This is a genomic window from Streptomyces sp. CB02414 (genome assembly GCF_001905385.1).
Classification (GTDB): domain Bacteria; phylum Actinomycetota; class Actinomycetes; order Streptomycetales; family Streptomycetaceae; genus Streptomyces.
Genome location: NZ_LIPF01000013.1, coordinates 25,823 through 46,111, shown reverse-complemented (window position 1 = coordinate 46,111; position 20,289 = coordinate 25,823). Strand labels below are relative to the sequence as shown.

The 20,289-nt window shown below is 72.5% G+C and carries 22 protein-coding genes; 12 read left to right on the top strand and 10 right to left on the bottom strand.

Features of this window, described 5'->3' with window-relative positions; translation table 11 throughout:
• Positions 1-37: 37 nt before the first annotated feature.
• Both AMK11_RS33665 and AMK11_RS33660 read right to left on the bottom strand, forming a co-directional pair.
• The gene (locus AMK11_RS33665; RefSeq protein ID WP_073731917.1) at positions 38-676 is read right to left on the bottom strand and encodes a ScbR family autoregulator-binding transcription factor; all 639 of its coding nucleotides are present in this window, start codon (positions 674-676) and stop codon (positions 38-40) included.
• A 150-nt stretch (positions 677-826) separates the two neighbouring features.
• Complete coding sequence (locus tag AMK11_RS33660) at positions 827-1,498, bottom strand: Tat pathway signal sequence domain protein (protein ID WP_073731916.1); 672 nt, start codon at positions 1,496-1,498, stop codon at positions 827-829.
• Between the two features lie 583 nt (positions 1,499-2,081).
• Here AMK11_RS33660 and AMK11_RS33655 point away from each other — a divergent pair.
• The 7 genes from AMK11_RS33655 (at position 2,082) to AMK11_RS33625 (ending at position 8,431) form a co-directional block, all read left to right on the top strand.
• Positions 2,082-2,783, top strand: a complete 702-nt coding sequence (locus AMK11_RS33655) for a DUF6230 family protein (protein WP_073731915.1) — start codon at positions 2,082-2,084, stop codon at positions 2,781-2,783.
• Positions 2,783-3,241, top strand: coding sequence for a DUF6114 domain-containing protein (locus AMK11_RS33650; RefSeq protein ID WP_073731914.1), 459 nt, complete (start codon positions 2,783-2,785; stop codon positions 3,239-3,241). The genes AMK11_RS33655 and AMK11_RS33650 overlap by 1 nt, the downstream gene beginning before the upstream one ends.
• A 354-nt stretch (positions 3,242-3,595) precedes the next feature.
• The gene (locus AMK11_RS33645; RefSeq protein WP_073731913.1) at positions 3,596-4,609 is read left to right on the top strand and encodes a substrate-binding domain-containing protein; all 1,014 of its coding nucleotides are present in this window, start codon (positions 3,596-3,598) and stop codon (positions 4,607-4,609) included.
• 65 nt (positions 4,610-4,674) lie between these two features.
• Entirely contained in the window at positions 4,675-7,053 is a 2,379-nt protein-coding gene (locus AMK11_RS33640; RefSeq protein WP_073731912.1) for a sensor histidine kinase, read from the top strand.
• Entirely contained in the window at positions 7,050-7,469 is a 420-nt protein-coding gene (locus AMK11_RS33635; protein WP_073731911.1) for a roadblock/LC7 domain-containing protein, read from the top strand. The genes AMK11_RS33640 and AMK11_RS33635 overlap by 4 nt, the downstream gene beginning before the upstream one ends.
• A gap of 1 nt (position 7,470) precedes the next feature.
• The gene (locus AMK11_RS33630; protein ID WP_073731910.1) at positions 7,471-7,830 is read left to right on the top strand and encodes a DUF742 domain-containing protein; all 360 of its coding nucleotides are present in this window, start codon (positions 7,471-7,473) and stop codon (positions 7,828-7,830) included.
• On the top strand, positions 7,817-8,431 hold the full coding sequence (locus tag AMK11_RS33625; RefSeq protein ID WP_073731909.1) for a GTP-binding protein: 615 nt from the start codon (positions 7,817-7,819) through the stop codon (positions 8,429-8,431). Before AMK11_RS33630 ends, AMK11_RS33625 begins: the two co-directional genes overlap by 14 nt.
• A 15-nt stretch (positions 8,432-8,446) precedes the next feature.
• On the opposite strand, the gene AMK11_RS33620 is transcribed toward AMK11_RS33625, so the two are convergent.
• From AMK11_RS33620 to AMK11_RS33605, 4 genes are all read right to left on the bottom strand, one after another.
• Positions 8,447-9,406 (bottom strand): ABC transporter substrate-binding protein, encoded by a 960-nt coding sequence (locus AMK11_RS33620; RefSeq protein ID WP_073731908.1) that lies wholly within the window; start codon positions 9,404-9,406, stop codon positions 8,447-8,449.
• Between the two features lie 82 nt (positions 9,407-9,488).
• Entirely contained in the window at positions 9,489-10,154 is a 666-nt protein-coding gene (locus AMK11_RS33615; RefSeq protein WP_073731907.1) for an ABC transporter permease, read from the bottom strand.
• Positions 10,151-10,855, bottom strand: a complete 705-nt coding sequence (locus AMK11_RS33610) for an ABC transporter permease (protein WP_073731906.1) — start codon at positions 10,853-10,855, stop codon at positions 10,151-10,153. Before AMK11_RS33610 ends, AMK11_RS33615 begins: the two co-directional genes overlap by 4 nt.
• Positions 10,852-12,009, bottom strand: coding sequence for an ABC transporter ATP-binding protein (locus tag AMK11_RS33605; protein ID WP_241847135.1), 1,158 nt, complete (start codon positions 12,007-12,009; stop codon positions 10,852-10,854). The genes AMK11_RS33610 and AMK11_RS33605 overlap by 4 nt, the downstream gene beginning before the upstream one ends.
• A 123-nt stretch (positions 12,010-12,132) precedes the next feature.
• Between AMK11_RS33605 and AMK11_RS33600 the strand changes: the two genes are divergently transcribed.
• Together AMK11_RS33600 and AMK11_RS33595 are read left to right on the top strand one after the other, a co-directional pair.
• The gene (locus AMK11_RS33600) at positions 12,133-12,876 is read left to right on the top strand and encodes a response regulator transcription factor (RefSeq protein WP_073731904.1); all 744 of its coding nucleotides are present in this window, start codon (positions 12,133-12,135) and stop codon (positions 12,874-12,876) included.
• Positions 12,873-14,306, top strand: coding sequence for a sensor histidine kinase (locus AMK11_RS33595; RefSeq protein WP_073731903.1), 1,434 nt, complete (start codon positions 12,873-12,875; stop codon positions 14,304-14,306). The genes AMK11_RS33600 and AMK11_RS33595 overlap by 4 nt, the downstream gene beginning before the upstream one ends.
• 9 nt (positions 14,307-14,315) lie before the next feature.
• On the opposite strand, the gene msrB is transcribed toward AMK11_RS33595, so the two are convergent.
• The 4 genes from msrB to AMK11_RS33575 all read right to left on the bottom strand — a co-directional run bounded on the left by msrB (position 14,316) and on the right by AMK11_RS33575 (position 17,737).
• Complete coding sequence (msrB, locus tag AMK11_RS33590; RefSeq protein ID WP_073731902.1) at positions 14,316-14,723, bottom strand: peptide-methionine (R)-S-oxide reductase MsrB; 408 nt, start codon at positions 14,721-14,723, stop codon at positions 14,316-14,318.
• Positions 14,724-14,737: 14 nt separating this feature from the next.
• A complete protein-coding gene (murC, locus tag AMK11_RS33585; RefSeq protein ID WP_073731901.1) occupies positions 14,738-16,135 on the bottom strand; it encodes a UDP-N-acetylmuramate--L-alanine ligase in 1,398 nt (465 codons plus the stop codon).
• Between the two features lie 104 nt (positions 16,136-16,239).
• Positions 16,240-16,713, bottom strand: coding sequence for an indole-3-glycerol phosphate synthase (locus tag AMK11_RS33580; RefSeq protein ID WP_198941522.1), 474 nt, complete (start codon positions 16,711-16,713; stop codon positions 16,240-16,242).
• 217 nt (positions 16,714-16,930) lie between these two features.
• Positions 16,931-17,737: a pyrimidine reductase family protein gene (locus AMK11_RS33575; protein WP_073731899.1), complete on the bottom strand. Its 807-nt coding sequence runs from the start codon at positions 17,735-17,737 to the stop codon at positions 16,931-16,933.
• A gap of 162 nt (positions 17,738-17,899) precedes the next feature.
• On the opposite strand from AMK11_RS33575, the gene zapE reads away from it, so the two are divergent.
• The 3 genes from zapE to AMK11_RS33560 all read left to right on the top strand — a co-directional run bounded on the left by zapE (position 17,900) and on the right by AMK11_RS33560 (position 20,283).
• On the top strand, positions 17,900-19,024 hold the full coding sequence (gene zapE, locus AMK11_RS33570; protein WP_073731898.1) for a cell division protein ZapE: 1,125 nt from the start codon (positions 17,900-17,902) through the stop codon (positions 19,022-19,024).
• Positions 19,025-19,219: 195 nt separating this feature from the next.
• Complete coding sequence (locus AMK11_RS33565) at positions 19,220-19,621, top strand: hypothetical protein (RefSeq protein ID WP_073731897.1); 402 nt, start codon at positions 19,220-19,222, stop codon at positions 19,619-19,621.
• 80 nt (positions 19,622-19,701) lie between these two features.
• Complete coding sequence (locus AMK11_RS33560; protein ID WP_073731896.1) at positions 19,702-20,283, top strand: carbonic anhydrase; 582 nt, start codon at positions 19,702-19,704, stop codon at positions 20,281-20,283.
• The last annotated feature ends 6 nt before the right edge of the window (positions 20,284-20,289 follow it).

Here is a 20,289-nt window from a genome sequence, read left to right as displayed (position 1 = left end):
ATGGGGGTCCCCCGGCGCGAGCGCAGCCGGCCAGGCCCTACGTCTCGCGCTCCAGGCGGGCGGTCAGGGTGAGGTAGCGCGCGCGTCGGGTGACCGGGACCATGCCCCGGATGATGAGGTACCACATGCCGGCCAGGCGGCGCGGCTGGCGCGCGTCCGGTTCGAGGGTGCCGCTCACGAGGCGGGTGCCGACGATGGAGCAGACGAGGGTGTGGGCGACGGAGTCGACGTCGATGTCGGGGTGCACGTCGGCCTGCCGGACGGCGTCCAGCAGGCGGGACGAGGCGATCTCCCGCCACTCCGTGAAGGGGTGCGGCAGCGGCGGGCGTACCGGCACTCCCCCGGTGGCGAGCCGCAGCCCGGCGCGCAGGACCGGACCCTCCTCGCACAGCCGGGCCATGCCGAACGTGAGGCGCATCAGCGCCTCCAGCGAGGTGTAGCCCCGGCCGTCCAGGTCCGTCGCCAGCCGGCGCGAGGTCCTGGACTGCAACTCCATGATCGCGTGCGCGAGGTCCTCCTTCGCCGCGAAGTGGAAGTACAGGGCCCCCTTGGTGACACCGGCGTGGACGACGATCTCGCTCAGGGTGGTCGATTCGTAGCCCTGCCGGTCGAACAGGTCGGCGGCGGCCCCGAGAATCGTCGCGCGGGTCTGCTCGGCGCGTAGCTGCCTCGCCATCGGCTGAACTCTCCTGGGCTGGAACTCAACAGGCCGTGCCGCCTGTCTTAACCCCCTGTACACGATATCTCACCGTCGGATCAGCCGGCCTGCGGCCCCGCGGTCCTGGGCCCGGCCCGTGCCGTGGCGGCACGGGCCGGGCGGGGTGGTTCAGTTGACGTAGACCGTCTCCGTTCCGTCGGTCACGGGGGCGTAGGTGGCGGTGAAGTAGCCGTTGGCGAAGCAGAGTCCGGAGCCGGACACCTTGGTGAAGTGCTGGTCGGTGAAGGCGATCGAGTTGCCGTCGTTGCTCGCGGTACCGGCGAGGCCGGGTGCCTCGTAGACGCAGTTGATGCTGCCGAGGAGGGTACGCAGGGCGACCGTGGTCCGGACGGTGGAGCCGCTCGGCGGGGTGACGGCGACGGCGCCGTCGGAGGACACGGTGGTGGTGTAGGGCAGGTTCTGGACCGTGATGCCGTTGACGCCGAGGACGCCGGTGACGTTGCTGGTGCAGCTGGAGCTGTCGAAGGTGTGGGCGGTGAGCGTCTCGGTGGCCGTGCCGGGCGCGGTCGGGTTGTCGGTGACCGTGACCGTGAACTGCGAGGACGTGCAGGACACGCCGCTGCTGCCGGTGGCGCTGGAGTGGAACGTGGCGGCGGTGCCACTCGCCAGGGAGGCCGTGAGGACGTCCCCGACGGCGACCGGCGTGCCGCCGGCCGCGCCGGTGGTCAGGACGGGGGTGTCGGCCGCAGCGGCGGGGACCGCGACGGGGAGGGTCAGCGCGGCGACGGCTGCGGTGAGGGTGAGGAATCGGCGGGTGCGGGGAGCGGTACGAGTACGCATGCGGCTGCCTCTTCTCTGAAGTGGGGTTCGTGAAGCAGGGGTGGGCCGGCCGCGGGGAGGCGGCCGGGCCGATGCGACGGGTTTCCGGGCGGTGCCGGTGAGCGGTGGGCGCGTGCGTGGCCCCTGGGGTACGGGCCTTGCCCGGAAGGTGCCGTGTGCCCCGACGGGGGCGAGGTCCGGTGCTGTGAGGTCCTGTCCGGGGATCAGGACCGGGGCCGGGAACGCGGACGGGGCCGCGGAAACGGATCCGGCGCCACGGATCCGGGGAAACAGGGACCGTTGTAGACCTGACGGCCAGTCAACGTCAATGCCTCGGGCAGGAGTTGGCGCGAATCCTCGCACAGCGGCCGGTCCGCCGGGCCGGGGAAGCGGCAGGTGGCACACAACCCCCACTCTTTACTCACACCTTGCTTGACCCTGCGATGTAACCACCGGTAACTTCCCGATTGGCTACTGGTGCGTAACGTGAAAACCCTTGCACCCGCCGGGAGTTGCCGGGAGACGTGCGCATCAGCCGCTGTCCGCGCCAGGACAACGTGCCGCTGAAGCCCGATCCGCATTCACTATGCCTCTGGGAGCAGACATGGCCTCGTCCCCGGACGTCACCCCGTCCGCCGGCAACACCCCCGAGCCCGAGAGCGGCCCGGAAAGCGTTTCCCCGCCCGAAGCCACCGGCGCCGCCCCCGCGAGACGCGGTCGGGTCCGGCTGCGCCGGGCCGCGGTGCTGGCGGTGCCCGCCGCCGCGGTCACCGCGGGCCTGGCGATCCTCACCGCCCAGGGTGCCCTGGGTGTGCAGTTCGCGATCTCCGGCATGCCCTTCACCGTCACCGCGACGGAACTGGACGGCGAGGGTTTCGCCCAGTTCGGCGGCCTCGACAACATGGCCGAGGGCAGCCCCAACGCGGGGGACACCGGCGGGCAGGTACTGGTCGTCACCTCCGTGATCGAGGAGGCCAAACTCACCAAGCTGTGCCAGAGCGTCGACCTGGGCGGCACCAACCTGCTCATCACCGCGGGCGGCGGGGACACCCGGGTCTCGGCGAAGGACCTGACCACCGACTCCACCGAACTGTCGGGCGACGCCGCGTTCGACAACATCGAGATCGGCAACGACGCCAGCACGCTGGACAAGGCCGGTCCGAAGGGCCGCGGTCCGATCGGCGTCTTCAGCCAGCAGGCCGACACCGTGCACATCAAGAACCTGCGGCAGACCAACTACGCCACCACGGCCGGGGTGTTCAAGCTGCCCGGCCTGAAGATGCGCTTCAGCGGGTCGGGCTGCTGATGCCCGGCGACCGGCGCGGGGGCCCGCGCGCCGCCTTCCGGGACTGGCGGTCCGGCCGGCCGTTCTGGGGCGGGCTGCTGCTCGCCCTGGCCGGGGCCGAGGTGCTGCTCACGATGAAGGCGTCGCTGAAGGTCGTCCTGCACGTCGGCATGCAGGGCGTGGCCGGCTACCTGCTGCCGGTCGTCATGCTGCTGTGCGGACTGCTGGTTCTGGTCAACCCCTCCCAGCGGCTCTTCTACTCGCTCATCGGCGTCCTGGCCTCGCTGGGCACCTGGGTCACGTCCAATCTGGGCGGGTTCATCGTGGGGCTGCTCCTGGGCTGCGTCGGCAGCTGCCTGGTCTTCGGCTGGCTGCCCGACCAGGAGTCCCGCCGCGACCGCCGGCGCCGCAGGAAGGCGGCCCGGGCCGCGCGGACGGCTCCGCCACCGCTGGAGCGGAGGGCGGGCGAGCCCGCCTGACACCGGGGCCGTCCGGCATCCGTGCCCCCGGATGCCGCCGGCACGCACCCACTGACTTACGTACACCCACTGATCCACCCGGCGTCCGGCCCCGGCACGCACCCGGGGCCGGACGCCGGGACCACCGGCCCCGGACCGCCCGCGACACCTGCGCGCGGGCCCCACCGGCCCCGTTCATCACGATGCGGCACCGACAACTCACACCTGGTCGCCGGTCACTTGACTACCGGCGCTCACTCACGGTTTGCTCCGGCCAGGCGAGATTCACCCGGTTGGCGCACTGACCCCGCGGCTCCGGTCCCGTCCTCGCTCCGTTCCTCCTGCTCGGCCGTACAGCGAGGTGCCGCACCCCCCATGAGTACAACTCCTCCGTCCGCCCCCTCCCCCGGACGTGCCCGCGCCGCGGCGCTCGTCGCGGCCGCCTGCCTGCTCGCGGCCGGCTGCTCCGCGCCCGGCGGGGACGGGGACGGCTCGGCCCCGGACGCGGCGGGCGGACCCGGCGGCGACCGCATGAAGGTCGTCATGGTCACCCACGGCGGCGAGGGCGACGCCTTCTGGGACCGGGTGCGCAAGGGCGCCGAGGCCGCGGCCGCCAAGGACGGCATCGACCTGACGTACGCGGGGGACGCCGACGCCGCCGACCAGGCCGAACTGGTGCGGGACGCGGTCCGCGACAAGGTGGACGGCATCGCCGTCACCCTGGCCAAGCCGCAGGCGATGAAGGGGCCGGTCGCCGAGGCCCGCAAGGCCGGCATCCCGGTGGTCGGCCTCAACTCCGGCATGGACGCCTGGCGTTCCACGGGGCTCCTCGGGTACTTCGGACAGGACGAGAGCGTCGCGGGCCGTGCCGTCGGCGACAAGCTGAACGACCTCGAGGCGAAGCACGCCCTCTGCGTCATCCACGAGCGGGGCAACGTCGCCCTGGAGGCGCGCTGCGCCGGCGTGAAGAAGACCTTCGAGGGCGAGACCGAGATGCTCTACGTCGAGGGCACCGACATGAAGGCGGTGGGCGCCGCCGTCACCGCCCGGCTGCGGCAGGACTCCAGCATCGACGAAGTCGTCATGAACGGCGCGGCGTTCGCGCTGAAGGCGGTCGAGTCGGCCGACGAGGCGGGCAGCGACGCGCACGTCGCCACCTTCGATCTCGACGAGGAGCTGGTCGCCGCGGTCAAGCGCGGGGACGTGCGGTTCGCCGTGGACCAGCAGCCCTACCTCCAGGGCTACCTCGCGGTGGACGCGCTCTGGCTGTACCGCACCAACGGCAACGTCAGCGGCGGCTCAGTGGCACCGGTGCTGACCGGCCCGGCGTTCGTGACCCGGAGCAACGCCGACGCGGTCGCCGGGTTCGCCGCGGACGGCACCCGGTGACCGCACCCCGCGGGCACGCTCCCCGTACACCCGCCACCCTCCCCCACTGATCGCCTAGGACGACGATGTCTGCACGGAAAGGTGCCCGGCGCCGCCTCGGCTCCATACGTCTCTCCCTGATCCTCCTCGCCCTGGTCCCCGGCGTCACCCTCGCCGCCGTGTGGGGGGTGACCACGATCCAGATGTTCTCGGAGGGCCTGCGGCTGCGCGCGCAGACGGAGCTGAGCCGTTCCACCGGCGTCATGGGCACCGAGGCGGCCCTCGCGCTGCAGCAGGAGCGCAGCCTGTCGGCGGCCTGGCTGGCCGGCCCGGGCGGCTCCCGCGCCGCCCTGGACGCCCAGCGCGAGCGGACGGACGCGGCGGTCGCCCAGCTCGTCGGCCAGTCCGACGCGATCGAGCGCGCGCCCGACCGGGTCTCGGACCGGATGTACTCGGTACTCGGCTCGGTGGGCAGCCTCGAGTACTACCGCAGCCAGGTGGACAACCCCGACGACATCACCCCCGAGCAGGTGCTCGGCCAGTACACGTCGATCATCGACGAGCAGATCCACGCCTTCCAGGAACTGTCCCAGGTCGACGACGGCGACCTCACCTCGCAGGCCGGGCCGCTGGTCGCCCTGGAGCACGCGGCCGAGCTGATGTCCCAGGAGGACGCCCGGCTCACCCTGTCCTGGCCGTCCGGCCGGATGGACGAGGAGGAGTGGGCGCAGTTCGCCCAGCTCGTCCACACCCGGCGCTGGCTCGTGCGGGACCAGGTCGTCCCCTCCCTGAGCGGCGACGCCAAGACGCAGACCGAGCGGATCCTCACGAGCCCCGAGTGGCAGACCCTGGAGTCCGTCGAGGACGAGGTGCTGGCGGCCCGCGCGGCGGGCGAGGGCGGCCGGATCGACCTGCCGGACGCGCAGCGCCGGTGGACCGGGGCACTGGCGAAGGTGTCCGACCAGTACGCGGAGCTGATCCGGCAGCAGACGGGCGGACTGCTCGACCGCAGTGCCGAGAACGCGCAAGGGCTGCTGGTCAAGGCGGCGGCCCTGAGCGCGGGCGGTCTGGTCGCCCTGCTGCTGTGCGTCGGCATGTCCTGGCGCATCACCCGCTCGCTGTCCCGGCGGCTGCGCGGGCTGCGGCTGGCGACCCTGAGCCTGGCCGAGGAGCGGCTGCCGGACGTGGTGGCCCGGCTGGAGCGGGGCGAGAAGGTCGACGTGGAGTCGGCGACCCCGCCCCTGGACTACGGCCGCGACGAGCTCGGGCAGGTGGCCCAGGCGTTCAACACCGCGCAGCGCACCGCCGTGCACACGGCCGTCGAACTCGCCGACACCCGGCGCGGCTTCCAGAAGGTGATCCTCGGCATCGCCCGGCAGAGCCAGAACCTCGTCAACATGCAACTCGGCAGACTGGACGCGCTGGAACGCGAGCACACCGACCCGGAGATCCTGAAGGGCCTGTACGAACTGGACTCCACGGCGAGCCAGTTGCGCCGCTACGAGGAGAACCTGGTCATCATCGCCGGTGAGCAGCCCCGGCGCACCTGGCGCGAGCCCGTCTCGCTGGTCGACATCATGCGCAGCGCCGTCGGCGAGGTCGCCCAGTACCAGCGGGTGGAGCTGCACACCGACGAGGAGGTGGCGCTCGCGCCGCCCGCGGTGGCCGACGTGATCCACCTGCTCGCCGAGCTGATCGACAACGCGACCGCGTACTCCCCGGCCCCCCACCCGGTCGGGGTGCGGGCCACGCTGGTCGCCAAGGGGCTGGCCGTCGAGATCGAGGACCGCGGTCTCGGGCTGTCGGAGGAGGACTACGCCTCGTTCAACGCCCAGTTGGCGGTGGTCCCGCAGTTCGACGTCGTCGCGCTCGCCGACGACCTCCGGCTCGGCATGTTCGTCGTCGCCCGGCTCGCGCACCGGCACGGCATCACCGTGACGCTGCGCCCCTCGCCGTACGGCGGAACCACGGCGATCGTGCTGATCCCGCACGACATCGTGGTGCGGGAGCCGGCCGACGGAACCGGCGGGGAAGACGCCTCCGCACCCGCCCCTGCTCCCGGCGCCCCGGCGAAACGGCCCGGCCGGCCCGTACGGCCGGCCCGGACCGCACCCGTGAGCCGTCCCGGCGCTCCCACCCCGGCCCAGGCCCAAGCGGCCCCCGCCGATCGGAACGGACTGGCGCCGCTGCCCCGCCGGGTGCCGCAGACCAGCCTGGCCGCCGAGCTGCGCGACGAGGCCCCCGACCCCGGCCAGGACGGTCCAGACGCCGAGCCCGACGCGTACGCCGACTTCACGGCCGAGCGCGCCGCCTCGTCCCTCGCCGGCTTCCAGCGGGGCACACTGCGGGCCCAGGCCGAGGACGCGGACGCCGAGCCCGACCCCGACGCGCGGGTCCTCTCCTCCTCACCCACGACCTCGACGCCGAACACCGACCGACGACCGCCGACGAAGGACACGCAATGACCCGACCCTCCCCCGCCACGCACACCGAGCTGGACCAGCTGCTCACCGGACTCGTGGAGCGGGTCGCCGACGTGAACCAGGCCGTGGTGCTCTCCGAGGACGGACTGGTCGTCAGCAAGTCCACCGGCTTCCTGCGCGACGACGCCGAGCGGCTGGCGGCGACCGCGTCGGGTCTGATGAGCCTCAGCAAGGGCGTCAGCATGGACTTCCGCGGCGGCCCGGTGCGGCAGGCGCTCATCGAGATGGCCAACAGCTACCTGATACTCACCTCGGCGGGGCCGGGCGCCCACCTGGTCGTGCTGACCGGTCCGGGCGCCGACGTGGGCGTGGTGGCGTATCAGATGAACATGCTGGTGAAGAAGATCGGCGAGCACCTGAGCGCGGCACCGCGGGCCACCGCCGGCCCCGGCGAGTGACGTGACCGGAGGCGACGCCGGGGGCCGGCTCGTGCGGCCGTTCACGCTGACCGGTGGCCGGACCCGGCCCAGCCGCGCCGACTTCACGCTCATCACGACGGTGACCGCCGCCGACCCGCAGCCCGCCCGTGCCGCACGGCCGCAGCCCGAACACCGGCGGATCCTCAGGCTGTGCGCCGAGCCGCTGGCCGTGGCGGAGATCGCGGCCCACCTCGACCTGCCGGTGAGCGTGGTCGTCATCCTGCTCTCGGACCTGCTGGAGGCCGGCCGGATCACCGCCCGGCCGCCGCACCCGGTCGACCGCGCCACCCCGGACCTGGACCTGCTGCAGAAAGTGAGGGACGGCCTTGGCCGGCTCTGACGGCGCCACCGAGGCGCCCACGGCACCCGCCTCCGCCCCGGCCGCGCCCGAGGCGGTGAAGATCCTGATCGCCGGCGGCTTCGGCGTCGGGAAGACCACCATGGTCGGCTCGGTGAGCGAGATCGCCCCGCTGCGCACCGAGGAGCCGCTGACGGCGGCGGGGCTGGACGTCGACGACCTCGCCGGGATCGAGGAGAAGCGGGCCACGACGGTCGCCCTGGACTTCGGGCGGATCACGATCGGCCGGGAGCTGGTGCTGTACCTGTTCGGCACGCCCGGTCAGCAGCGGTTCTGGTTCATGTGGAACGACCTGGCGATCGGGGCGCTGGGCGCGGTGGTGCTGGTCGACGTCCGCAGGCCCGAGTCGAGCTTCGCGGCGATCGACTTCTTCGAGCGGCGCGGCATTCCGTTCGTCGTCGGCGTGAACGGCTTCCACGGGCGGCATCCGTATCCGGCCGAGGAGATCCGGGAGGCGCTGGCGCTGCCGGAGCACGTGAAGGTGCTGCTGTGCGACGCGCGGGAGCGGGGCTCCAGCCGGGACGTCCTCATCGCCCTGGTCGACCAGCTGATCGACGCCGCGGCCGGGGCCACGGCGTCGTGACGGGGCGTACGGCGGTCAGCTCAGGCCGGCCGTCTCCAGCCACGCCTTGGCGACGTCCAGCGGGTCCTTCTTGTCCAGCTGCACCTGGGCGTCCAGGTCGAGGAGGGTTTCGGTGTCCAGCTTGGCGGAGACCGCGTTCAGCGTGTCGACGCCCTCCTGGGACAGGCCCTCCTTGTGGACGAGCGGGGTGACGTTCGCGTAGCCGAAAAGGTTCTCCGGGTCCTTCAGGACGACGAACTTCTCCTTGATGATGGTCGGGTCGGTGGTGAAGATGTCCGCCGCCTGCACGGTGTTCTTGGTCAGCGCCGACTGGGTCAGCGGGCCGCCGGCGTCGAGCGCCTTGAAGGACTTGAACTTCAGTCCGTACACGGACTCCAGGCCCTTGAGGCCCTGCTGCCGGGTCTGGAACTCGGGCGAGCCGCCGATGACCAACTCCGGCGCGATGTCCTTGAGGTCGGCGAGGGTCGACTCGGCGGTGAGGCCGTGCTTCTTCGCGGTCTCGGCGTTGACGCTGACCGAGTCCTTGTTCTCGGCCGGCGAGGACTCCAGCAGCGTCAGCTTCTTGTCGAGCTTGGCCTTCACCGCCTCGTTGACCGCCTCGGTGGACTGCTGCCCGGCCTCCGGGTCGAGGTAGGCGAGCAGTGCGCCGTTGTACTCGGGCAGGACGGTGACCGAGCCGTTCTTCATCAGGCCGTACGTCGTCTCCCGGCTGCCGATGTTGTGCTTGTAGGTGACCTTGAGGCCCTTGGCCTTGAGCGCCTCGCCGTAGATGTCGGCGAGCAGGGTGCTCTCGGCGAAGTTGTTCGAGCCGACGACGACGGTGCCGGCCTCCGCCTTCTCCCCTGCCAGGGGGTTGTCGGAGGTGTCGTCGGAGGAGGAACAGCCCGCGAGCAGCGCCGCCGCGGCGGTGAGCGCGACGGCCGCCGCGCCGGTGTGCCTCGTCCTGGACCTGCTGCTCTTCGCGGTAGAAGTCATCCGTCGATCCAAACGAGCCATTCACAGGGCAGTCAAGAACGGCCTGGTTACGGTTTGTTTCACATGGGTGTTCGAGGGGCTCTCACCGCCTGCGCACCCCCGGCGACACCGCCACTCGCCCCACCGCCCAGAACACCGCGAGCGTGACCAGTGCCAGCAGGGCCACCAGGGTCGCGCCGCCGACCACCTTCTCGTAGTTCCGCTGGTAGAGGCCGTCGATGATGTACCGGCCGATCCCGCCGAGACTGACGTACGCGGCGATGGTGGCCGTCGACACGACCTGGATGGCGGCCGAGCGCAGGCCGCTGAGCACCAGCGGCAGGGCGACGGGCAGTTCGACCCGGAAGAGGATGCCCGACTCGTGCATGCCCAGGCCCCGCGCGGCGTCCACCGGGGCGGGGTCGACGGAGCGGACCGCCTCGTAGGTGGTCACCAGGATCGGCGGGATCGCGAGCACGACCAGCGGGATCATCACCGGCAGCAGGCCGATGCCCACGGAGACGGCGATCAGCACCAGCAGGCCGAAGCTGGGCAGCGCGCGGGCGGCGGTGGCGACGAAGGCGACGGCGTTGCCGCCGCGTCCGGTGTGTCCGGTCAGCAGGCCGAGGGGCAGTCCGATCGCGGCGGCGATGCCGAGCGCCATCAGCGTGTACTGGACGTGCTCCAGCAGGCGTTGCGGTATCCCGTCGTACCCGTGCCAGTGGGCGCCGTCGCTGAAGAAGGCGTTGACGAAGTTGAGGACGTTCACCGGGCGGCCGCCTCCTGGGACTCGGGCCGCGCGGCGGCCCTCTTCGGGCGGCGCCCGCCCTTGCCGCGCGGCATCCACGGCGTCAGCAGGTTGCGGACCAGGACGAGGGCCGCGTCGCACAGGATCGCCAGTACGGCGGTGGTGAGGACGGAGTTGACCGCCAGTTCGGGCCGGCCGTACTTCTGCGCGTCCGCGAGCAGGTTGCCGAGGGCGCCCTGGTTGCCGATGAGGGCGCCGACGCTGACCAGGGAGATGCTGGCGGACACGGCCACCCGCAGCCCGGCGAGGATCGCGGGCACGGCGATCGGCAACTGCACCTGGAGGTAGCGCCGTACGGGCCCGAAGCCCATGGCGGTGGACGCGGCCAGCGTCTCCTCGGGCACCGACCGCACGCCGTCGACGATGGCCGGGACGAGCACCACCAGGCTGTAGACGGCCAGCGGGATCATCACCGTCAGCTCGGTCTGGCCGGTGTAGTCGATGAGGACGACGAAGACCGCCAGCGAGGGGATGGCGTAGAACACGGTGGTCACGCCGAGCACGGGCGGGTACAGCCAGCGGAACCGCACGCAGAGCTGGGCGATGGGCAGCGCGGCCAGCAGCCCGGCGAGGACCGGCAGCAGCGCCTCGCGCAGATGCAGCCCGATCAGGCCGAAGTAGGTGTTGTCGAGGTCGCTCGGGATGTCGAAGAAGCCGTTCACGGGGCGGCCTTCGCGACGTCGGCGGGCTCCGCACCAGCGGCCGGTGCGCCGCCGTCGGCCGCCGCGCCGTGGGCGGTGCGGATCGCCTCGCCGATGGTCTGCTGGGAGACGACGCCGGTCACCCGCCCGTCGGAATCCACGGCGACCGCCCAGCCGGTGGGCGAGAGCACCGCGCAGTCCAGGGCGGCCCGCAGCGAGTCGGTGCCGGGCACGAAGGGCCGCCCGTACGGCAGCAGCCCCTCGGCCGCGATGTCGCCGGCGGTCAGGTCCGTCGGCTCGGCCCAGCCCAGCGGACGGCCCTCCGCGTCGGTCACCAGCAGGTAGGGGGCGTCGGGCGCGGCCAGTTGTTCGGCCGTGGCGTCGACGCGCACGACCGGGCCCGTCGTCAGTTCCAGGCCCTCGGAGGCGAAGAAGGACAGCCGCCGGATGCCCCGGTCGGCGCCGAGGAAGTCCTCGACGAAGTCGTCCGCGGGGTTCGACAGCAGCTCGGCTGGCGGCGCGAACTGGGCGAGCCGGCCGCCGGTGCGCATCACCGCGACCATGGTGCCGAGCTTGATGGCCTCGTCGATGTCGTGGGTGACGAAGACGATCGTCTTGCCCAGCTCGTCCTGGATGCGCAGGAGTTCGTCCTGGAGGCCCTTGCGGACCACGGGGTCGACGGCCGAGAACGGCTCGTCCATGAGGAGCACGGGCGGGTCGGCGGCGAGCGCCCGCGCCACGCCGACCCGCTGCTGCTGGCCGCCGGAGAGCTGGTACGGGTACCGCTTGGCGAGCGAGGCGTCGAGCCCCACCCGCTCCATCAGTTCCGCCGCCCGCTCCCGGGACTTCTGCCTGCCCCAGCCGGTCATGCGGGGGACGGTGGCGATGTTGTCGAGGATCGTCCGGTGCTGGAAGAGACCGGCGTTCTGGATGACGTACCCCATCGACCGGCGCAGTGTGGTGACCGGCTGCCGCTGGAGGTCGGCGCCGTCGAGGGAGATGGTGCCCTCGGTGGGCTCGACCATCCTGTTGATCATCCGCAGGGTCGTCGTCTTGCCGCAGCCCGAGGGTCCGACGAGGACCGTGATCGAGCGGTCGGGTATCTCCAGCGACAACCGGTCGACCGCCACGGTGCCGTCCGGGTACCGCTTGGTGACTGAGTCCATCCGTATCAAAACGCCGAATACCCTTCGGGTGGGCGGAAAGTTCTGGCCAGGTCGCTACGGTTCGTTGCCGGGAGAGTCTAGACGTCCGGTGTCACGGAACCGTGGCGGTCATGCGGTGGCCGCCTCCTCGGTATGGGACGCGGGCGGCCGGTGACGCAGTATGGGCGGGTGGAAAAAGTACGGCTCCTCGTGGTGGACGACGACCCGCCCATCGCCGATCTCGTGGCCACGGTCGCCCGCTACGAGGGCTGGGAGGCGGTCACCGCGAACTCCGGCGAGCAGGCGCTGCGGCTGGCCGGTGAGTTCCGGCCGGACATCGTGGTGCTGGACCTGATGCTGCCGGACGTCGACGGCTTCGGCGTGCTGGACCGGCTGCGCCGCTCGGGCACGATGGTGCCGGTGGTGTTCCTCACCGCACGGGACGGGGTGGCCGACCGGGTGGCGGGGCTGACCCGGGGCGGTGACGACTACCTGGTCAAGCCGTTCGCGGTGGAGGAGCTGATGGCCCGGCTGCGGACCGTGCTGCGGCGCAGTGCCGGGCCGGACCTCCAGCGGTCGGTGCTGCGGGTGGCGGACCTGACGATGGACGAGGACACCCGTGAGGTGCGCCGGGGCGAGCGGCGGCTGGCGCTGACGCCGACCGAGTACGAGGTGCTGCGCTATCTGATGCGCAAGTCGCCGACCGTGCTGACCAAGGCGCAGATCCTCGACCACGTGTGGGAGTACGGCTTCGGCGGCCGCTCCAACGTCGTGGAGCTGGTCGTCAGCCGCCTGCGCCGCAAACTGGACGACGCCGCTCCCGACGCCGACGGCACCGAGCCGCTGATCCGGACCGTGCGGGGCTTCGGTTACGTGATCCGGCAGGCGGCCCGGTGATACGGCGCTGGTGGCGGGCCTACCGGGGGCTGCGGCTCGGGACCCGGCTGGCGCTGGGGCTGGGTGTGCTGTCGCTGGTGGTGTTCGCCGTGGTCGGCACGGTGCTGACCGCGTACATGCGGGACTATCTGGAGCGGCAGCTCGCCGACCAGATGAAGCTGGTGCAGGTTGTGCAGTCCAAGGACGCGGCGGCCCACGGCACGGTGCGACGCAAGCCGTACTACGGCTGGTACACCGCCGTGTACGACGTCTCCGGCGGCTCGGCGGACCTGCGCACGCCCGCCGAGGTGCCGGCGGACAGCCGTGCGCTCACCGCCCTCGCGCAGACGATGGCCCGCTCCGACGAGGACGTCACCCGCACCGTGCGGATCGACGGGCACGGCCCCTACCTGCTGCGCGCCTGCGAGGTGGAGCCCGGGGTCGTGCTGGTGAGCGCCGCTCCCATGGGGGACGTCGAGGACACCGTGGAGCAGCTGATCACGGTGCAGGTGATCGCCTTCGGTCTGGCGCTGCTGGCGCTGGTGGTGTCCGGGCGGCGGATGCTGCGGCGCGGGCTGAAGCCGCTGAGCGACATGGCGAGCACGGCGCACGGCATCGCCTCGCACGACCTGAGCGAGTCCGCCGCCCGGCTGCCGCTCAGGGTGGACGGGCGGGACGGCGGGCGGGAGGTGGCGGAGCTGCGGACGGCGTTCAACACGATGCTGGAGCACATCGACGACTCGCTCGCGGTGCGGGCCGAGGCCGAGCAGCGGCTGCGCCGGTTCGTCGCGGACGCCTCGCACGAGCTGCGCACGCCGCTGATGTCGGTACGGGGTTACGCCGACCTGTTCCAGTACGCGGCGGCCAACGAGCCCGCGGAACGGGAGCGGCACCTGGCCCGGCTGCGCGCCGAGGCGGCCCGGATGGGCGTGCTCCTCGACGACCTGCTGCTCCTCGCCCGGCTGGACGCGGCCGAGGTGGAGGCGCCGCTGCGCTGGGAGGACGCGGACCTCACGGAGCTGGTGCGGCAGGCGGCCGACGCCTTCCGCGCCGGTCACCCGGAGCATCCGCTGACGGTGACGGCCGGGCCGGCGGCGGTGAAGCTGCGCGTGGACCCGCAGCGGATCCGGCAGGTGCTCGACAACCTGCTGACCAACGCGGCCGTGCACACCCCGCCGGGCACGAAGGTGTCGGTCACGGTGGCGGCGGCGGACGACCTCGTGACGGTGGCCGTCGCGGACACGGGGCCGGGCGTCCCGGCCGCCGACCGGGAACGGATCTTCGACCGCTTCTACCGCGTCGACAAGGCCCGCAGCCGCGACCGGGGCGGCAGCGGGCTGGGACTCTCCGTCGCCGGGTCGCTGGTGCGGGCGCACGGCGGCACCATCGCACTGGGCGGCGAGCCGGGCACGACGGTGTTCACCGTGACGCTCCCGGCCGCCGCCGGCTGAGCGGAGGTATCAGCCCTCGGTGGGCTGGAGCCGCAGCGAGATGCTGTTGATGCAGTACCGCAGGTCCGTCGGGGTCGGGTAGCCCTCGCCCTTGAACACGTGCCCGAGGTGCGAACCGCACCGGGCGCACCGCACCTCCGTGCGCACCATGCCGTGCGACCGGTCCTCGATCAGCTCGACCGCGTCGGTGTCCTTCGGGTCGAAGAAGGACGGCCAGCCGCAGTGCGACTCGAACTTGGTCTGCGAGGTGAACAGGTCGGCGCCGCAGGCGCGGCAGGAGTAGACGCCCTCGGTCTTGGTGTCGGTGTACTCACCGGTGAAGGCGGGCTCGGTGCCGGCCTGGCGCAGCACGGCGTACTCGGCCGGTGCCAGCTCCGCGCGCCACTGCTCGTCCGGCTTCTCGACGTCGTACGACATGAGTCCTCAGCCCCTTACTTCGCCTTGCTCGACAGCTCGTCCAGGATGCGCGGTCCGAGGTCGGTGACGTCGCCCGCGCCCATGGTGAGAACGAGATCACCGGCCTTCGCCATTCCCGCCACCACCGCGGGCGACTCCGCCTTGTCGTGCACCGGCGTGACGTCGGCGCCCGCCGCGCGGGCCGCCTCGATGATCAGCTCGCTGGTGACGCCCGGGATCGGGTCCTCGCGCGCCGGGTAGATGTCGAGGACGACGGAGGCGTCCGCCAGCGCCAGCGCCTGGCCCATCTCCTTGCCCAGCTCCTGGGTGCGGGAGAACAGGTGCGGCTGGAAGAGGACCAGGATGCGGGCGTCGCCGACGGCGGCGCGCATGGCCTCCAGGTCGGCCGTCATCTCGGTGGGGTGGTGCGCGTAGGAGTCGACGACCTGGACGCCGGCCGCCTCGCCCTTGAGCTGGAGGCGCCGCTTGACACCCGTGTAGGCGGCCAGCGCGGGGGCCAGCTCGGCGGCGGGGACGCCGAGGGCCGCGCCCGCGGCGAGGGCGGCGACGGCGTTGTGGGCGTAGTGGCGGCCGGGGACGGAGACGGTGAAGGTCAGCTCGGCGCCGTCCAAGACGACGGTGACCTCGCTCTTCAGGCCCTGCGCGACGACCGACAGGATGCGGACGTCGGCGTCCTCGGACTCGCCGTACGTCACCGTCCGCACCTTGCCGGACAGGCGTCGGGTCAGCTCGCGGGAGCCCTCGTGGTCGGCGGCGATCACCAGGGTGCCGCCGGGGACGATCCGGCCGGCGAAGGTCTCGAAGGACTCGTAGATCTCGTCCATCGAGGCGTAGTTGGCGTGGTGGTCCAGCTCCACGTTGAGGACGATGGCGACCTCGGGGGCGTACTTGTGGAAGCTGCGGTCGCTTTCGTCGGCCTCGGCGACGAAGATCTCGCCGCCGCCGTGCAGGGCGTTGGAGCCGGGGGCGTCCAGGTCGCCGCCGATGGCGTACGACGGGTTCAGGCCCAGCTCGGACAGGGAGACCGCCAGCATCGAGGTGGTGGTGGTCTTGCCGTGGGTGCCGGCGACGGCGAGCGGGCGCGCGCCGTTCATCAGGGCGGCGAGGGCGTCGGAGCGGTGGACGACCGGGATGCCCAGCTCGGCGGCGCGGGCCAGCTCCGGGTTGTCCTCGCGGATCGCCGAGGAGACGACCACGCAGGTGGCGTCGTCGGCGAGGTGCGCGGCCGCGTGCCCGATGTGCACGGTCGCGCCCAGCGCGCGCAGGGCCTCGGCGGTCGCGGACTCCTTGGCGTCGCTGCCCACCACCGCGGCGCCCCGCTGGGCGAGGATCTTGGCGATGCCCGACATTCCGGCGCCGCCGATGCCGATGAAGTGCGGTCGGTCCATGGCGGTAGGAAGGCCGGGTGCCATGCGCTGTTCTCCCCAGAGGTGCGACGGGTGTCCGTGACGGGTGTCCGTGGGCGGTCTGCCGGTGGGCGCGCCCCCTTCCTTCTCCGCGGGAGCGCGGGCCAAGCCTATGCCTTGCTGTGGGAGAACAGTTTCAGGACCGGCACGCCGACCTTGTGGCGGGCCCGCGAGGCCCAGTCACGGTGGAAGAACTCCTCCACGTAGTGCGGGTCGGTCAGGACGATCACCTCGTCCGCTCCGATCTCCAGGACCAGCGACTTGAGCTCGTCCAGCGGGTGGTCCTCGATCAGGCGGCCCTCCGCCCGGGCGCCGGACGCGCGCAGGGCGGTGAGGGACACCTCCAGGGCCCGCTGCCCGACGCTCTGCGCCTCCTCGCCCTTCGGGGTCTCGCCCTCCCGGACGGCGTCGTCGAGCTCGCCGAGCGCGACGTCGTCGATGGCTCTCAGCAGCCGGTCCGCCTGGTCGCCGCGCGGCTGGAGCAGCACGTGGAAGGCGACCTCCTCGTCCCCGTGCAAGGTGGTGACGAACTCCACGTCGGCGGAGCTCATGGCCTTCTCGATCATCAAAACGCTGGTGAACACCAGGCGCCCCTTCTCCTCCGAGGGCCCGCGGGCCCGCCCTTCCGCAGGCCGAACCAGACCCTGCGGAAACCATCCTGCCCCGTGATCGCACGGGTACTGCCGGATTCAGTGTGCCCGTCGCGAGTTAACCGGAACGGGAGATTCCGCCGATTCCCGGAAGCGCGGTAACGACCGAACCGATGTCCGGTCGCCGTCGCCGGTCAGAGTGGGGATCGTCCTAGTCGCGCCGGTACCGACTGAAGAGGAAACCTTCCTCCTCCAACAGGGACTCCAGGACGAACCGCCGCGGCACCTCGACCGAGGGTCCGCCCGCGATCCGCTGCGCGTCACCCGCGGTGAGCGTCGGCGAGACGGTCAGGCACAGCTCGTCGAGCACCCCGCCCGTGACGAACTGCCCGAGCAGCCGCGGACCGCCCTCGGTCAGCAGCCGGGTGTACCCGAGCGCGACCAGCGCGTCGACGGCGCGGGCCGGGTCCACGCCGACGCCGTCACCGGCGGTCACCACCCGGGCTCCGGCCCGCTCGGCGGCCGCGATCCGGTCCGGGGCCGCGGCGGCGCCGGTCAGGATCAGGGTCGGCACCAGCGGCGAGGTGTACAGCGGCAGCGAGAAGTCCAGCTCCAGGCTCGCGCTGACCACGGCGATGGCCGGCACGGGGCGCTGCCCGGCCGCCTGGCGCAGCTCCGCGAAATCGGCGCGCGAGCGGGCCGGACGGTACCCCTCCTGGCGTACGGTCTCGGCGCCGGCGATCACGACGTCCGCCAGCGCGCGCAGGGTGCCGAAGATGCGCATGTCGGCGGCGCCGGAGATGGGCTGGGAGCGGCCGTCGTGCTGGGCCGCGCCGTCGAGGGTGGAGACCATGTTGGCCCGCAGCCAGGCGCCCGTCCCCGTCCGCCCGTCCGGCTCGGGATAGGCGTAGGCGGCCGCCAGCTCGGCCAGACTCCACTCCCGGTCGGTCCCGTCGGGCACGGGGCCGGATGTCTGATCGGTCACATCGGTCACGGGGGCGGGGAACAGGCGTCGCATGCGGTGCAGTGTTCCACGCGCGGGGTTGCCGAACCGCGGCCACCGCGCGGCGGAGTGACTGACCCCGCGGCCGCGCAGCCGGCCCGCGCACCGGGCGCTCCGACCGCGCCCCACCCCGCACGGCAGCCGGCCCCCTCCGAACAGGCCCTACCATGGACAACCGTGTCGCCCTCCTCCCCCTCCCCCGGCTCCCCCGCCCCCGGCTCCACCCCGATAGCCGGGACGGCCCCCGCGCCGCTCTCCCTGTGCGCCCGCGAGCCCCACGTCCCCGCGGAGCGCCTGGTCGCCGAGATGGTGCCCCCGCCCCGCTTCGACTCGGTCCGCTTCGGCACGTACATCCCGGACCCGAACCAGCCCAGCCAGAGCGAGGCCGTCCGGGTCCTGGAGGACTTCGCGGCCGGACTGGGCGCGAGCCCCGCCGCCACCGGCCGGCGCGGCTTCTTCGGCTTCGGCCGCGGCAAGGCGCCGAAGGCCCCCGCCGGCCCCCGCGGCGTCTACCTCGACGGCGGCTACGGCGTCGGCAAGACCCACCTGCTGGCCTCGCTGTGGCACGCCACCCCGGCGGAGCCGGAGCGCAAGGCGTTCGGCACCTTCGTGGAGCTGACCAACCTCGTCGGCGCCCTCGGCTTCCAGCAGACCGTGCGGACCCTCTCCGACCACCGTCTCCTGTGCATCGACGAGTTCGAACTGGACGACCCCGGTGACACCGTCCTGGTCTCCAGCCTGCTCGGCCGGCTCGTGGAGGCGGGCGTCGCGCTGGCCGCCACCTCCAACACGCTGCCGGGCAAGCTCGGCGAGGGCCGCTTCGCCGCCGCCGACTTCCTGCGCGAGATCCAGGGCCTGTCCGCCCACTTCCGCGCCCTGCGCATCGACGGCGAGGACTACCGTCACCGCGGCCTGCCCGAGGCGCCGGCGCCTTACTCCGACGAGCAGGTCACCCGCGCGGCGCGGGCCACCGAGGGCGCCTCGCTGGACGACTTCGCCGCCCTCCTCGACCACCTCGCCCGCGTCCACCCCAGCCGCTACGGCGCCCTGACCGACGGTGTCGCGGCCGTCTGCCTGACCGGGGTGCGCCCGGTGCCCGACCAGTCGACCGCGCTGCGCCTGGTCGTGCTGGCCGACCGGCTGTACGACCGCGAGGTGCCCGTACTGGCCTCCGGGCTGCCCTTCGACCGGCTCTTCGGCGAGGAGATGCTCAAGGGCGGGTACCGGAAGAAGTACTTCCGGGCGATCTCCCGGCTCACCGCGCTGGCCCGGGACGCGGCGCGCCTGGTCGACACGCGCTGAGGGCCTGCGGAACAGCCGGTTCCCGCCAAACCAGCCGCCATTTTCGGGCTCTCTGCAACCCGTAACTCCCTGTTAACCCTGCAAAGCTCTTTGCAGGGTTAACGTGTTTCTTGCCCGCGCATTGACCATGCGTTTGCCGGGCATTGACCTTGCCCCGGCATATACCAGCGGCAGGAACTGCCTGGAAGGGGGCGCATGTTCCGAGGCACGACGGCCCGGACCGTGGTTCCGATCCTCGCCGCCGTCCTGTTCGCGCTCCAGTTCTTCGCTCCCACCGCTTCCTTCGCATCCGCGCATACGAGCAGTGAAGCCGTGGCCCACGCCCGCGCCGGAACCACTGCCTCCGGCGCGACGGCGTACGACGAAACCGTCACCTGCCACGAGGCCGGCCGCCCGGGCGGGCCGACCACCGCCCCGCGCGTCCGCGACCGCCACCGCGGCACCGCCGCGCCCCAGCCCGACACCCCTCAGCGTCCGCTGCTGCGGCACGCCACCCCGGGGGTGCCCGAACCCGTCGTCTCTGGCCACGGGGCCGAGCACCGCCCCAGATCCGCGACGGACCACTCCCCCGCGGCGCTGCAGGTCTTCCGCTGCTGAGGGACCGGTCGGCGCATCCCCCACCTCTGTCCTGACCGTCCGACGCGCCCCCACGGCGCGCCAGGAGGAACAACCGCATCATGCAGCCCCTCATCGACAACGCCCGCACGTTCGGACAGCGCCCTGAGGAGTTCGCCGGGCACGCCGAAGGCCAGTCGCCCGAAGTCCTGTTCATCACCTGTTCCGACTCCCGGGTCGTACCGGCCCTGATCACCGGAGCCCGGCCCGGCCAGCTCTTCGAGCTGCGCACCGCCGGCAACATCGTCCCGCCGTACGGTGCCGGGCACCCCTCCGGCGAGGCGGCCACCGTCGAGTACGCCGTCGAGGTCCTCGGCGTCTCGGACATCGTGGTCTGCGGCCACTCGCACTGCGGCGCCGTCGGTGCCCTGGTGCGCGGGGACGACCTGACCGCCGTACCCGCCGTCCGCGACTGGCTGGCCGAGGCCGCGGACGAACCGAAGCCCTGCGATCCCGCCGACCCGACGGTCGCCGAGGCCGTCCAGCACCACGTCCTGTCGCAGCTGCTGCGCCTGCGGTCCTACCCGTGCGTCGAACGGCGGCTGACGGAGGGCCGGCTGCGGATGCACGGCTGGTACTACGAGGTCCACACCGGGGTCGTACGCGAACACCGGGCGGACACCGACGCGTTCGAGACGCTGTGAGCGCCG

Bases quoted from the DNA above. Each gene is read 5' to 3' on its own strand.
- AMK11_RS33635 (WP_073731911.1), top strand. From the start codon at position 7,050: ATGACCCGACCCTCCCCCGCCACGCACACCGAGCTGGACCAGCTGCTC.
- AMK11_RS33600 (WP_073731904.1), top strand. From the start codon at position 12,133: ATGGGACGCGGGCGGCCGGTGACGCAGTATGGGCGGGTGGAAAAAGTA.
- AMK11_RS33640 (WP_073731912.1), top strand. From the start codon at position 4,675: ATGTCTGCACGGAAAGGTGCCCGGCGCCGCCTCGGCTCCATACGTCTC.
- murC (WP_073731901.1), bottom strand. From the start codon at position 16,135: ATGGCACCCGGCCTTCCTACCGCCATGGACCGACCGCACTTCATCGGC.
- AMK11_RS33655 (WP_073731915.1), top strand. From the start codon at position 2,082: ATGGCCTCGTCCCCGGACGTCACCCCGTCCGCCGGCAACACCCCCGAG.
- AMK11_RS33560 (WP_073731896.1), top strand. From the start codon at position 19,702: ATGCAGCCCCTCATCGACAACGCCCGCACGTTCGGACAGCGCCCTGAG.
- AMK11_RS33660 (WP_073731916.1), bottom strand. From the start codon at position 1,498: ATGCGTACTCGTACCGCTCCCCGCACCCGCCGATTCCTCACCCTCACC.
- AMK11_RS33620 (WP_073731908.1), bottom strand. From the start codon at position 9,406: ATGACTTCTACCGCGAAGAGCAGCAGGTCCAGGACGAGGCACACCGGC.
- AMK11_RS33665 (WP_073731917.1), bottom strand. From the start codon at position 676: ATGGCGAGGCAGCTACGCGCCGAGCAGACCCGCGCGACGATTCTCGGG.
- AMK11_RS33650 (WP_073731914.1), top strand. From the start codon at position 2,783: ATGCCCGGCGACCGGCGCGGGGGCCCGCGCGCCGCCTTCCGGGACTGG.
- AMK11_RS33565 (WP_073731897.1), top strand. From the start codon at position 19,220: ATGTTCCGAGGCACGACGGCCCGGACCGTGGTTCCGATCCTCGCCGCC.
- msrB (WP_073731902.1), bottom strand. From the start codon at position 14,723: ATGTCGTACGACGTCGAGAAGCCGGACGAGCAGTGGCGCGCGGAGCTG.
- AMK11_RS33645 (WP_073731913.1), top strand. From the start codon at position 3,596: ATGAGTACAACTCCTCCGTCCGCCCCCTCCCCCGGACGTGCCCGCGCC.
- AMK11_RS33575 (WP_073731899.1), bottom strand. From the start codon at position 17,737: ATGCGACGCCTGTTCCCCGCCCCCGTGACCGATGTGACCGATCAGACA.